We start from the raw sequence: 14004 nt of genomic DNA, 5'->3' as shown, positions 1-14004 counted from the left end.
TGTTACCACTATTATCGTAAAGGCCGACACAGATTATCAAGCTAGGCAACAACTTCTATCGACAATACAATCAAGTAGCAACTTTTGATTTGTTTTTTATGATACTCTTGCTTTCCTTTAGGCGCTATGAAGTGATCGTTTTCTTCGTCACAAATTATACAAATGAATAAACTCCTGCATAAATCTATCCAAATTACTCCTATTGATTACCAACAAGACCTTGCTAGCCGTGTGTTTACTCACATTCAAGACAAGCCTTGGGCGATGTTTTTAGATTCTGCTTCGCACGATCATATCGATAGCCGCTTTGACATAGTCGTGACGAACCCTATAGCCACATTAATCACCAAACACTTATCCACTCGTGTCACCACACCCGATGGTAATTTTGAAAGCAGTGATGACCCTTTCGAGCTACTGGCTGGTCTTCAATCAAAATACCTTCCAGAGGTTGAGAGCCTGCCCGATGCTTTAGTCGGTGCAGACAAAAAAAGTCACCAAGACACGCCTTTTGTTGGGGGGAGCGTGGGCTATTTTGCGTATGACCTTGGTCGCCGCGTTGAGCGCTTGCCGAACTTAGCGCTAGACGATATCGACATGCCTGAAATGGCGATTGGGTTGTATGACTGGGCTTTGGTTGTTGATCACCAACAACAGTCAGCGTGCATTGTTGGCCACCAAACGGATCAACAATGGCAATGGCTACTTGAGCAAATAGAAAATAAAAGCGATACACTGCCTTTCGAGTTAACGTCACCATGGTCTTCTAATATGACCAAACAGAGTTACTCAGAGAAATTTGACACCGTACAGGACTACCTACTCTCCGGCGATTGTTATCAGATCAATCTGGCACAACGATTTGAAGCAAGCTACAAAGGGTCTGAATGGCAAGCATACCAAAAGCTTGAGTCACACAACCTTGCGCCTTTTTCTGCCTTTATCCGCACTGATGACAGTGCCATTTTGAGTGTTTCGCCCGAGCGCTTCTTACAGGTAAAAAATAAGATCATTGAAACAAAGCCAATCAAGGGAACTCGTCCACGTTCGTCGATTGAATCCATCGACACAGAAAACGCAAATGATCTGGCAAACGCCGAAAAAGATCAGGCTGAGAATCTAATGATTGTTGACCTATTGCGCAATGATATTGGCCGTGTCGCTAAACCAGGCAGCGTTCACGTTCCTAAACTCTTTGATATTGAAAGCTTTCCAGCGGTTCATCACCTTGTTAGCACCATTCGAGCGAAACTAGACGCACAGTACACTAATGCTGACCTTCTAAAAGCAAGCTTCCCAGGTGGCTCTATTACTGGCGCGCCCAAGGTAAGGGCGATGGAAATTATCGAAGAATTAGAGCCGCATAGACGCACCGTATACTGTGGCAGCATTGGGTACATCAGCCGCGATGGAACAATGGATACCAGCATCACCATACGAACACTGGTCGCGAAAAATTCTAGCATCTATGCGTGGGCTGGCGGAGGCGTTGTTGCTGACAGTGAATGTGATTCAGAATACCAAGAAATTTTGGACAAGCTGAGCCGGATATTGCCTGTTTTGGAAAAGGACGGTGTCTAGAGACGCTAATCCTAATCTATACCCATTTGGATATCATTTGCTGCAATCCTGAAGCGGTATAAGGTTTGGTGAGAATATCGTCCATACCGCTTTCAATGCACAGCTCTCTTTCTTCAAGCGTAGTACCGGCTGTCAACGCGATGATTGGTTTTTGATACCCTTGCTGTCTAAGAACAGACGTCGCCTCAAACCCATCCATTTCAGGCATTCGGCAATCCATAAAGATAATGTCATACTCTTTGTTTTCCACTGCATTGATGGCTTCAATACCATTGCCTCCAATGTCAGCGACAAGATCAAATTTCTTCAGCATTTGATTGATAATGATTTGGTTCATACGAATATCGTCAACAACCAGTATTTCTAGCCCCTCTAAACTTTTCACTTCTGTCTGAGTGGATTCTTTTCGGGATTTATCTTCGGCTTCCTTAGCCACCTCTAATGGCAAAGAGACTCTAAAAGTCGATCCTTTGTTAAGCTCACTTTTTAATGACAGGTTGCCATCCATCAGCTCAATCAATTGCTTACATATCGCTAAGCCTAACCCTGTTCCCTCGAAATTACGTTTACTAGAACTGTCCGCTTGCACAAAAGGGTCAAAAAGCGTCGCCTGTTTTTTCTGCTCAATACCGATACCCGTATCGACGACTTTAAAAGCCAGTTGGTTACCTTGCCAGCTCACTTCTAATTTCACCCAGCCCTCACTCGTGAACTTAATGGCGTTTCCGACCAAGTTGACCAATATTTGACTAATTCTCTCCACATCACCAATCAAATTGCTTGGTACTTGAGTTTCCCGTTCAATACTAAATTCTATGCGCTTTTCAAGGGCCTTAGGAGCAAAGATTCCTTTCAGCATTTGTTCAAGCTCAGTCCAACTGAATTCACTTGGAATCAACTCCATCATTCCGGCATTCATTTTACTGAAGTCCAATAGATCGTTGATAATGGTTCGTAGCAGATCACCGGATTGCGTTAAATTGCCTAGATAACTGGTTTGCACCTCATCTAATGGTGTATCCGCCATTAGCTCAACACTGCCTAATAGGCCATTGAGTGGCGTTCTAAGCTCGTGGTTTATCATTGCCACGAACTCTTTTGTCGCGCGTTCAGAATCTTCAGCTCGTGTTTTTGCATCCAACGTCTCATTGATCATAATTTGACGACTCAATGCGCTGCACAAAAGCTCCCCAACGAGACGAACTTGGCTAACAATAAAGTCTTTGTTTACGTCGCCAACAATAACAACAAACACCAGCTCACCGATTTCAGCTCTACCGATGCGAAGCGGAAGAAACAAAAAGTTATTTTGCCAACGCACCTCGGTCGCTAGGGCGTCCTGTCGTTTATGTTCTACGCACTCAAAATCTTCAAGATCCAGCGCGGGCATTTCGGTTCCCGCAATATTGAGGTACACCGAATCAATGACATTACTGCTAGAGAGCTGGGTTAGAAAACTGGAAAGTAGTGCATCATCGAGATGACGGGATAAAAAAGAGCGGCCAAATTGAATCAGTACCTCATCAATTTGTTGTTCAAACTCAAATTTTCGCATGTCTTTTTGGTTTTGTTTTTCGAGCTGTTTGAGCGCCAGCGTGAGTTGTTGATTCGCCTCGTAAAGCTCTAGCCCTTTTTTCTCTAAAAGCTGCTCAGCCTCTTTCCTCGCGGCAATTTCTCGCGATAATTTTCGTTCAATGGGCGAAACACCACTCATTTTACCTATCACCCTTTCTATGAGCTTAACGTCAACGAAAACCGGACATGTGATCGGTCATCAGATTGAGTCTCTGTCGCGATGTCGATGTTTTCATTAAAGTGATCGCTGCAGCCTTTTACTAGGCCCAAACAGACATGGGATAAGCACCGAGCACTTTTATAATCAAACACCATTTTTGTTTTCGTTTCTGAAATGAACTCAAATGAGGGCGGTTTCGCATCTGGATAGAGCTTTTTGACTTCGATATGTATGTAATCTTCAACGTGACGAATGAACTGAAATGAGTTTGAGCAACGATTGAGAGCCGCAGTATTAGGCAGTGTTTTTAATAGGTTAAGAAACACAGAGCGACCGAATACCTGCTGTAGGTCCTCGCTCGATACGTTGGTTTTCTTACTCAATGCGATGATTAAAGAAACGAGCGCTTTATGGTCATAACTCCCCACTGAGGTATACACACCACTATCTTCCGCTTCATCCAGTATTGAATCCAGTACTTCAAGGCCAAACTCTCGCTCAACTAATTCCATGAATTCAGTAAAAATAATCCCTTTCATCTTTATGAGCTATCCTTAATGTGTGTAAGATAATTAAAGCATGATCCAAACTTACTCCTTTTACAAATTATTATCTGAAGGGTAATGCCTTGTTTGAACTAAATAAAAGTGACCTCATTCAAAAATTTCAGTTTCATCAGCCAGTCAGCTATCACGCGGAATCGACCAAACGTGTATCGCATTTAGAAAATAACACCTTGAGAAAAGCGTCGGTATTAGTGGGATTTATCGAAAGACCCCAAGGGCTGTCTGTCGTTTTAACCAAGCGAGCCAAACATTTAAGACACCACCCAGGGCAAATCAGTTTTCCAGGCGGCAAGTACGAAGAAAGCGACACCTCACTTCTAGCGACGGCGATCAGAGAAACTCAAGAAGAAGTCGGCATTGACCCTAAGTACATCAGTATATTTGGTCAAATGCCTGAACTCGTCACGGTTAGTCACTTCTCCGTCACCCCTGTATTGGCTTTCATCGACCCAGACTATTCTATGCTGATTGACCCAAATGAGGTTGCTGAGGTTTTCGAAATCCCTGTGAACCATATGCTCGATCAACAACAGTTATACAGTCATTTATTTACCATCAACCATCATCATCATCGCGTTTTCGCCTTACCCTATAAGAATCATTTTATCTGGGGGATGACCGCTCAAATTATTCAAGCAATGCAACAACACATTATGTCGATCAATTAGAAAAACAAGCCACTAATCAAGCATGAGAAAGCATAACCAAGATTAGAAAAAGTAACCAAAACACTCGCGCAACCGTTTGCCTCAAGGCTTAACCAGAATAACGCTCACTTCACCACCAACAAAACCCACCCATTAGTAAAACTAATCCAAATGAACAATCAAATTAATGAGTGGCACGTTTTTTACGTGACCCAGAACAAGTTTTTATTGATGGTTTTATAATCCCAGTAAATATATGATCTAGATCTAATATTTGTGCAACAAATCTATGCACAATGCACTCAACTTATTTCCTGTTCCCAAAATGAGTACAAATATGAATACACAAACTTCTGCGGCTACTGCCGTTCAAACTTCGTCTAAGTGGACTTATAAAGATTTCACTTGGTGCCTTTCACTGTTCGGCACTGCTGTCGGTGCTGGCGTACTATTTCTTCCAATTCGTGCCGGTGCGGGTGGCTTCTGGACTCTAGCAATCTTAGCGTTAATAGCGTTCCCAATGACTTGGTTAGCACACAAATCTCTTGCTCGTTTCATCCTTTCTGCTAAAAATCCTGATGCAGACATCAGTGAAACAGTGGAAGAACACTTTGGTAAAACTGGCGCAAACCTTATTACATTTGCATACTTCTTCGCTATTTACCCTATCGTTCTTATCTACGGTGTTGGCATAACAAACACGGTTGACTCTTTCCTTGTTCACCAAATGGGCATGGAGTCAATTCCGCGTTGGTTGCTGTCTGGCTCACTGATTGCCATGATGACTGCAGGCATCTTATTTGGTAAAGAACTGATGCTGAAAGTAACGTCAGCTCTGGTTTACCCATTGGTTACCATTCTTCTTGCGTTGTCTTTCTATCTAATCCCAGATTGGAATACTTCAATGATTGCTGTTAGCCCTGACTGGAGCGCTATGCCAGTGATGATTTGGTTAGCACTTCCAATGATTGTTTTCTCATTCAACCACAGCCCTATTATCAGTCAGTTCACTAAAGAACAACGTTTAGCGCACGGCGAGAACGCCGTTAAGAAAACTGACGCGATTACCGGCGGTGCAGCAGTGATGCTAATGGGCTTCGTCATGTTCTTCGTGTTCTCTGTTGTTCTATCTCTATCTCCAGAGCAACTGGCACAAGCACAAGCACAGAACATCAGTGTTCTTTCTTACCTAGCGAATATCCATGAATCTCCATTCATCTCATACCTGGGCCCTATCGTTGCATTTGCAGCAATCACATCAAGCTACTTTGGCCACTTCCTCGGTGCTCAAGAAGGTCTTGTTGGTCTTGCTAAGTCTCGTACGAAAGCGCCAGTGGCTAAAATTGAAAAGGTTTCACTACTGTTCATCGTTCTAACAACTTGGGCGGTTGCTATCATCAACCCAGACATCCTAGGTATGATTGAAGAGCTTGGTGCGCCAATGATTGCCGCTATCTTGTTCCTAATGCCTATCTTTGCAATGAACAAAGTACCAGCAATGGCAAAATACAAAACATCTAAAGCAGCGCAAATCTTCACAGCAATTTGTGGTCTTGCTGCTGTAACTTCAGCTATTAACGGTATATTCTAAAACCTATCCAGCACTATATTAGATATAATAACTAAAATAAGGCCCCATTTTAGGGGCCTTTTCTAATGAGGTTTCACATATGATCAGTGTTTTCGACATCTATAAAATCGGTGTTGGTCCTTCGAGCTCACACACAGTTGGACCAATGAAAGCGGGTAAAGAATTTATTGATGATTTACGCTCAATGGGAAAATTGCGCGACATTACTAAAATCACCGTGGACGTCTATGGATCACTATCACTGACAGGGAAAGGTCACCACACAGATATCGCTATTATCATGGGTCTTGCAGGCAATTCCCCTGAGAAAGTAGACATCGACTCTATACCAGGTTTTATCGCCCGTGTTGAAGAAACTGAGCGTTTACCTGTGGGTATGCACTGTCATACTGTTTCGTTCCCTAAAGAAGGGGGAATGAACTTCCATTCGTCTAACCTATCTCTACATGAGAATGGTATGAGTATCCACGCTTGGATCGACGATGAAGTGGCTTACTCTAAAACTTACTATTCCATTGGTGGCGGTTTCATTGTTGACGAAGAAAACTTCGGCAAAGAAGAAGAAAACCCGATTAAAGCCCCTTACGAATTCACAACTGCTGAAGAGCTGGTTAATCAGTGTAAAGAAAGCGGCCTTTCTATCAGTACACTAGTTATGAAAAACCAAGCGGCTTTTCATTCTGACGAAGAGTCTCGTACTTACTTCGCGAACATTTGGAAAACCATGCGTGAATGTATGGAGCGAGGTATGAATACGGAAGGCATTCTTCCTGGGCCTCTACGCGTACCGCGCCGCGCTGCTGCTCTGCGCCAACAACTGATGACATCAGAGAAAACCACTAACGATCCAATGGCGGTGGTCGACTGGGTTAACATGTTTGCTTTTGCCGTCAATGAAGAAAACGCAGCCGGTGGCCGTGTGGTAACGGCACCGACAAACGGCGCATGCGGGATTATTCCTGCCGTACTCGCGTACTACGACAAGTTCATTCAGACAGTGACTGAGAAAGATTACATCCGTTATTTCGCGGCGTCTGGTGCAATTGGTGGCCTTTATAAGCGTAACGCTTCTATCTCTGGCGCCGAAGTCGGTTGTCAGGGTGAAGTAGGCGTGGCTTGTTCAATGGCTGCTGCGGGTCTTGCTGAGCTTATGGGTGGTAGCCCTGAGCAAGTATGCATGGCCGCAGAAATCGCTATGGAACACAACCTTGGCTTAACGTGTGACCCTGTTGCGGGTCAGGTTCAAGTACCTTGTATTGAACGTAACGGCATCGCAGCAGTGAAGTCAATTAATTCGACTCGCATGGCACTTCGCCGTTCATCTGCGCCAACAGTCTCTCTTGATAAAGTTATCGAGACGATGCTTGAAACCGGTAAAGACATGAACGCTAAGTACCGTGAAACCTCTCAAGGCGGTCTAGCCATTAAAGTGGTGTGTTAATCGCTACGTAATGACTTAGCAAAACAGCTAAATAGAGAAAGCCCGAGCAAATAATTGCTCGGGCTTTTTGTATCCATTTACGGGTAAACGAACCGGTAACGAATCAGATCGCTAGATAAATTGAGAAATCAGCAAAAATAACCCGAACAGTGAGGTTATGATCAACATGACACCCCCACCCTCAGCGGTATAACTCTCGCTCTTTATTCTATCTTTTCTCAGTTTGTATACGAACATCAGTGGTATGAACACCGCCAAAAAGACCAAAATCACTCCTGCGTAACTCAGTATCGACAGAAATTGATTGGCTGCCAACAGCGCCCCGGCCAATGGCACCATGAACGTAAGTAAATACGTAACCAGTTTGTTTTGATTAAACAAATCACTGTTTTGGTGGAACAGCGCCATCGCAACGCCAAAGAACGAAGTCAACAGAGCTAAGCCAGTAAACACAGACAATATTGTACTGAGCCACGGTGAATGAGATTCAAAAGCGCGTATTAGGTCCGAGACATGATAAAAGCGGCTCATTTGTTCCAGCTCTAGGTTGCCCACGACCGCAAACAACCAACATAGATAGCAAACAAGTGGAATCAAAGAGCCAAGTATGACCATATTTCTCAGCTGCTTGTCGGTCGCCTCATGGTTGTAGGCAACTAGGCTCGGAATCACGACCATAAAGCCAAAGCTTGTAAACAGGATTGCGCTCGTTTTAATCAACGAGATATGACTAGTATTACTGACCTGATGCAAGTTTTCTAATGAGAAGCTCGGTTCCAACAACAAGAGTGTGGCGCCTAGGCTAAGCACCATGACAAGAAACAACACTCGATTGAATTTATCGATAATGTCAGTGCCGATGGCTACTAACGAACCAGCCACAACGGTGAATAGGATTTGACTTTGTACCGACGTCAAATCAATACCGATGCCACCTAACAGTTGAATAACGAAGTCAGCCGCACCCAAAATATAAGCCATGAGCAAACAAATCAGTAACGCGTAGAGCAAACCATTGGTGACAAGCTGACCACTTTTACCCAAGAGTTTTCGGGCAATCGAATTCATTCCAAGGCCATCCCCCACCTTGATTGTCGCCTCTAACAGTAAGAGCGCCGCGTAGGTCGTCCCCGCACAAATACCGAGCATGAGTAAAGAACCATACATCAAGCCGAATTGAGCCAAGACCATCGGGATAGCAAGCATACCAGCACCTAACGCGGTACCAGAGATAATTAGGGCGCTGCCTAATATTTTAGTATTCATATTTTCAAGCACTTAAAATTTGATTGAGATTTTCAGAGAGTTGTATTGAGTCAATAGACGTTTGACCATCAATACGAAAAGTGCGCTTGAAACGACGAGAACTGACGTGCAGAGATCCAATAAAATGGAGTAGACACAGCAAGAAGCCACGGGCTTAGAAAGGAAGAGACATAAGAGGTTTGGTGATGGCTAAGTGGAAGCGCGTTATGTGGTGAACCTTCTGTTGGTTCGATGATTGGTGCGGTAATCTTGAATTTCATTTATTGATCCAATAAGTGACATCCGTTGTATTTGAAATTAGCTGTCCTTACGCTAACCCACCTCAGATTTAGAGGTGGATCAATCTTATCTATTGAGCTTCGTATTGCAACGATTAACTGACGATCATGCTAAATAATCGTCGAATCTATTCAGGTTGAACTTTCAGCTTAAGCTCATTACTAGCGTCTCGAAGCAGGTTAATGGGTGATAATACAACCCCTTTCACCGCACCTTGAGTGGCCTCTGCCGCTATTTGCTGCGTTTTATCGACAATAAGGTCTGCCTTGGCTAGCATTGGTGGAATGTCACTTCGTAAATGGGCGGATTCACTGACTACGGCTGGGATCACCGTTGTTCGATACGCCTCAGTTTCAACAAGCACAGGCGGTATGACATCCACACGATAACGCTCTAGTTCGGCGACGGTTTGGGGAATAGCTTGAGTACGGTACAGCTCCATCTCTATCAACGCCGAAGGGATCGTTTGCTCACGATACGCGGTAATTTCTGAAACGATGACGGGTATTTTTTGATCAATTGACTCCACCGTACTATTCACATCAACCAAGGTTTGGTTAACCTCGTTAACGGTACCGATAACTAGTGGAACCATTGACTCCAAATGATCAGCAAACTGCAACCACTCTTTGATTTCAAGCTTCTCCGTTAAATCGCCAATGTCGGTGATCATTTGCGGATATTTATCGACCACCTCCCCTACCTTGGAAGTAAACGAGTGAATGCTATAGCCTAGGTAAAAAATTGAAACCGCCAAAATGCACTGAATGACCATTGAAATGCGCGCTGCCATAAATCCATTGTCCCTTTTAGATCGAATAACGCCATCCATACTAGCATTGTTTTTTAGGCATAAAAAAAGCGAAGTTAAACTTCGCTTCTCATTGATATTGATTGGTTGAATTTAGCGCTCACCCACATAAATACAACCTGCGGTACACGTTTCTTTAATTTCAACTTTGCTCAATAAAGACAGGCTTGGTTTCAATTCATTCCAAATCCATTTTGCCAATACTTCGCTAGTTGGGTTCTCAAGGCCTTTGATATCGTTGAGGTAGTAGTGATCTAAGCGGTCGTATATCGGCTTGAATGCCGCTTTGATTTCAGAGAAATCGACAACCCATCCCGTATGAGGGTCAACCTCACCTTCAACATAAAGACGAACCATGAAAGAGTGCCCATGAAGACGACCACACTTATGTCCTTCAGGAACATGCGGTAAGTGGTGAGCAGCTTCAAACATAAACTCTTTGTATAATTCGGCTTTCATTTTCATTCTCGACGTTTTTAAAGACGCGCAATAGTAAGGAATTCCCCTCACTGTGACAAGTTTAGTTGATAGAAAAGCCATTGATTGACGGAATCAAAGACTGAGTACAATTTTAGGCCAAACGAATTCTTAAAAGTGAACACCGGTAAGTCAGAGCAATGTCAGAACGTCACACGGAAAACACCACGCATTCACATCACATTTACAACGAAACCTCATGCGACATATCACACCAACAAGATATTCATTATATTAACCCTACTTTAATAGGGGTATATTAACGACGTCAGCCCAAAACAATAAAAACATCATGAAACTATCCGTCAGCTTTAAACTTCTCATCACATTAATTTCCGTTTCAGCGCTTGTCTTAACGGTGTCCACTTCCTATCAGTACTTTCAGCAAAGAAGCCTCGTCAATTCGGTTTTGAGCGAACAGTTGCACGATAAAGCCAGCAACTACTTCGACAGCCTGAATATGATGATGCTCACTGGAACCATGGCTCAGAAAGAAACGTTGCGAGAGAAAGCGCTCGCTCAAGATGGCATTGAAAACGTAAAAGTACTGCGTGCTGAAGCCGTCAACAAAATTTATGGTGAAGGTCAACCCAACCAAAAACCGACTGATGACATAGACCATAGAGCGCTTGCTGGAGAAACGGTTATTGAGCCATTCTCTGGAGAATGGGGAAAAGGTATTGTTGTCGCGATGCCGATGAAATCAAGTGAAAACTATCGTGGAACCAATTGCGTAGCTTGCCATTTGGCACCTGAGGGAGAAGTCCTTGGCGCAATTCGTCTTGAATACAACCTCAGCAGCGTCAATAGCCTCATCAATAACCAAACGCTCTTTGTTGTCGGTATTACCGCACTCATCTCGTTTATCGGTTTTCTTATTACACTTTTCGTGATTCGAAAGATCATCGTACGACCGATTCAACAAACCTCTCAATTCATGCAATCCGTTAGCCAAACTAAGGATCTTTCGCAACGCATGAACACCAAAAACCAAGACGAAATCGGTCATTTATCGAACGCCATAGACTCGTTCATGAGTACAGTGAGCGAGAGTTTAAGCAAGGTCCAAGAGACATCGCATCATCTGGCAGATTCCGCAACGACCCTTACAGATGTCGCTAAAATCACCGATCACGCGGCGAATAACCAACAGCAGGAAACATCTGACGTTCAATCGAACATAGAACAAATGCAAGCTCAACAGAATCAGGTCGAGCAAGCGACTGCCGACGCGTCGGCGCTGATCAAGCATACGACGACGATCGCTCAAGACAGCGCGACCCAAGCTCATCAAGCGAGTGAAGGCGTTAAAGATCTGGTCGGTGACATCGAAGGGGTAAAAACGACCATTTTACAACTCAATAACCAAACCAATGAAGTATCGAGTATTCTCGCGGTCATCAAAGGCATTGCCGATCAAACCAATCTACTGGCATTAAATGCAGCAATTGAAGCTGCACGTGCGGGTGAACAAGGGCGAGGCTTTGCCGTGGTTGCGGATGAAGTCAGACAGCTCGCAAGCCGAACTTCAGAAGCGACAGGGAATATTGAAACCATCATCACTCAACTGCAAGAAAACAGCGAAGGCTCTCTGCAATCGGTTGATACCGTATGTGAACAAGCCCAAGAGCGTTCAGTTGTAATAGAAACCCTGTCGAGAGCAATGAGCGACGTCGTGACTGAGATGGAGCAAGCGCTTAATCATGCAAGCAGCATCGAACAACAAAGTCAGGTATCGACCCAACTAAACCACGAGATTCAAGGCAAGATAGAGGTCATCACTCGTCACTCAGATGATACATCGAGCTCGGCAACTCAAACCCGTGAAATCAGCATCAATCTAGAGCAATTATCTGAGAAATTAGAAGCATTACTTAACCAATTTACCCTTTCGGGGAAGAAATCGTAATGAATGGTGGAATATTCACCAACTAGAGGCGAATAAAGGTTGAAGCTAACGATATGACAGGTAATATGTCCTATCGAATTAAAAATGTATTAACTAGCCTAGTGCACCCGTTCGAACACTGTTTCCTTTTTATCAATAAGGTACACGTCGATACGAGACGCTAGGTGATTTATCCCTCAATGGAGAATGAAATCAACATGACTTACGCGCCTGTAACAGACGTACTTGGCGGCAAGCTAGCGGTAGACAGTGAAGTTACTGTTCGCGGCTGGATCCGTTCACGTCGTGATTCCAAAGCTGGAATCTCTTTCCTTGCCATTTATGACGGCTCTTGTTTCGACCCGATTCAGGCCGTGGTCCCTAATAATCTTAATAATTACGAAGACGAAGTATTAAAGCTAACGACTGGCTGCTCTGTTGAAGTAACTGGCAAGATTGTTGAGTCTCCTGCGAAAGGTCAAGACTTTGAACTTGCAGCTACTGACGTAAAAGTAGTTGGCATGGTAGAAGACGCTGACACTTACCCAATGGCTAAGACACGTCACTCTATCGAATACCTTCGTGAAGTTGCGCACCTACGCCCACGCACTAACGTAATTGGCGCAGTGGCACGTGTACGTAACTGTCTATCTCAAGCGATTCACCGCTTCTATCACGAGCAAGGTTTCTTCTGGACGTCAGCTCCGCTTATCACTGCATCGGATGCAGAAGGCGCTGGTGAAATGTTCCGTGTTTCTACGCTAGACATGGAAAACCTACCTCGCACTGAAGAAGGCAAAGTTGATTTCAACGAAGATTTCTTCGGCAAAGAGACGTTCCTAACAGTATCTGGCCAACTGAATGCTGAAGCGTACGCTTGTGCACTAAGCAAGGTTTACACGTTCGGTCCTACGTTCCGTGCTGAAAACTCAAACACCAGTCGCCACCTAGCGGAATTCTGGATGGTTGAGCCTGAGATTGCTTTCGCTGATCTTGATGACGCAGCAAAACTGGCTGAAGACATGCTTAAGTACGTGTTCGCTGCGGTTCTTGAAGAGCGCCGTGATGATCTTGAGTTCTTTGCACAACGCATCGATAAGCAAGCTATCACTCGCCTAGAGCAATTCGTTGATGCTGATTTCGCACAAGTTGACTACACTGACGCAATCCAAATCCTACTAGACTCTGGTAAGAAATTTGAGTTTGACGTTGAGTGGGGCATCGACATGTCTTCTGAGCATGAGCGTTACCTAGCTGAAGAACACTTTAAAGCGCCTGTTATCGTTAAGAACTACCCGAAAGACATCAAAGCTTTCTACATGCGCTTAAACGATGACGGCAAAACAGTGGCAGCAATGGACGTTCTAGCGCCAGGCATCGGTGAAATTATCGGTGGTGCACAACGTGAAGAGCGTTTAGACATTCTAGACGAGCGCATGATTGCTATGGGTATCGACCCTGAGCACATGAGCTGGTACCGCGATCTGCGTAAATACGGCACAGTGCCACACGCTGGTTTCGGTCTTGGTTTCGAGCGTCTAGTGTCTTACGTAACAGGTATGGGCAACGTTCGTGACGTGATTCCATTCCCACGTACACCACGCTCTGCAAACTTCTAAGTCAGTCTGATAGTAACAAAAAAGCCGGACATCACTCAGCGATGTCCGGCTTTTTTGTATCCGATTAGCGAGAATCGAACTATAGCTCTGGCAGCCATTCTCT

12 protein-coding genes are annotated in these 14004 nt (G+C 44.3%); 6 read left to right on the top strand and 6 right to left on the bottom strand.

What is annotated here, in order from left to right; genetic code table 11:
• Window positions 1-162 precede the first annotated feature (162 nt).
• Complete coding sequence (pabB, locus tag BCU12_RS14100; RefSeq protein WP_102404891.1) at window positions 163-1581, top strand: aminodeoxychorismate synthase component I; 1419 nt, start codon at window positions 163-165, stop codon at window positions 1579-1581.
• A gap of 16 nt (window positions 1582-1597) precedes the next feature.
• Here pabB and BCU12_RS14095 read toward each other — a convergent pair whose 3' ends face one another.
• Window positions 1598-3295 carry an ATP-binding protein gene (locus BCU12_RS14095; protein WP_102404890.1) on the bottom strand — a complete coding sequence of 566 codons (1698 nt, stop codon included), beginning with the start codon at window positions 3293-3295 and terminating at the stop codon, window positions 1598-1600.
• 17 nt (window positions 3296-3312) lie between these two features.
• On the bottom strand, window positions 3313-3855 hold the full coding sequence (locus BCU12_RS14090; protein WP_102404889.1) for a heme NO-binding domain-containing protein: 543 nt from the start codon (window positions 3853-3855) through the stop codon (window positions 3313-3315).
• 89 nt (window positions 3856-3944) lie between these two features.
• On the opposite strand from BCU12_RS14090, the gene BCU12_RS14085 reads away from it, so the two are divergent.
• The 3 genes from BCU12_RS14085 to BCU12_RS14075 all read left to right on the top strand — a co-directional run bounded on the left by BCU12_RS14085 (window position 3945) and on the right by BCU12_RS14075 (window position 7561).
• On the top strand, window positions 3945-4550 hold the full coding sequence (locus BCU12_RS14085; RefSeq protein WP_102404888.1) for a CoA pyrophosphatase: 606 nt from the start codon (window positions 3945-3947) through the stop codon (window positions 4548-4550).
• Between the two features lie 316 nt (window positions 4551-4866).
• Window positions 4867-6120 (top strand): aromatic amino acid transport family protein, encoded by a 1254-nt coding sequence (locus BCU12_RS14080; RefSeq protein WP_102404887.1) that lies wholly within the window; start codon window positions 4867-4869, stop codon window positions 6118-6120.
• A gap of 79 nt (window positions 6121-6199) precedes the next feature.
• Complete coding sequence (locus tag BCU12_RS14075; protein ID WP_102404886.1) at window positions 6200-7561, top strand: L-serine ammonia-lyase; 1362 nt, start codon at window positions 6200-6202, stop codon at window positions 7559-7561.
• Window positions 7562-7672: 111 nt separating this feature from the next.
• Here BCU12_RS14075 and BCU12_RS14070 read toward each other — a convergent pair whose 3' ends face one another.
• From BCU12_RS14070 to queD, 4 genes are all read right to left on the bottom strand, one after another.
• Window positions 7673-8827 (bottom strand): aromatic amino acid transport family protein, encoded by a 1155-nt coding sequence (locus BCU12_RS14070; protein WP_102404885.1) that lies wholly within the window; start codon window positions 8825-8827, stop codon window positions 7673-7675.
• A 68-nt stretch (window positions 8828-8895) separates the two neighbouring features.
• On the bottom strand, window positions 8896-9087 hold the full coding sequence (locus BCU12_RS14065) for a hypothetical protein (protein ID WP_102404884.1): 192 nt from the start codon (window positions 9085-9087) through the stop codon (window positions 8896-8898).
• A gap of 146 nt (window positions 9088-9233) precedes the next feature.
• Window positions 9234-9899 (bottom strand): hypothetical protein, encoded by a 666-nt coding sequence (locus BCU12_RS14060; RefSeq protein ID WP_102404883.1) that lies wholly within the window; start codon window positions 9897-9899, stop codon window positions 9234-9236.
• Window positions 9900-10010: 111 nt separating this feature from the next.
• Window positions 10011-10376 (bottom strand): 6-carboxytetrahydropterin synthase QueD, encoded by a 366-nt coding sequence (queD, locus tag BCU12_RS14055; RefSeq protein WP_198599334.1) that lies wholly within the window; start codon window positions 10374-10376, stop codon window positions 10011-10013.
• A 310-nt stretch (window positions 10377-10686) separates the two neighbouring features.
• On the opposite strand from queD, the gene BCU12_RS14050 reads away from it, so the two are divergent.
• Window positions 10687-12303, top strand: a complete 1617-nt coding sequence (locus BCU12_RS14050; protein ID WP_102404881.1) for a methyl-accepting chemotaxis protein — start codon at window positions 10687-10689, stop codon at window positions 12301-12303.
• 197 nt (window positions 12304-12500) lie between these two features.
• The gene (gene asnS, locus BCU12_RS14045; protein WP_102404922.1) at window positions 12501-13901 is read left to right on the top strand and encodes an asparagine--tRNA ligase; all 1401 of its coding nucleotides are present in this window, start codon (window positions 12501-12503) and stop codon (window positions 13899-13901) included.
• Window positions 13902-14004 lie beyond the last annotated feature (103 nt).

Source organism: Vibrio sp. 10N.261.55.A7, assembly GCF_002877365.1.
GTDB lineage: Bacteria > Pseudomonadota > Gammaproteobacteria > Enterobacterales > Vibrionaceae > Vibrio.
This window is presented reverse-complemented; position numbering and strand designations above follow the sequence as displayed.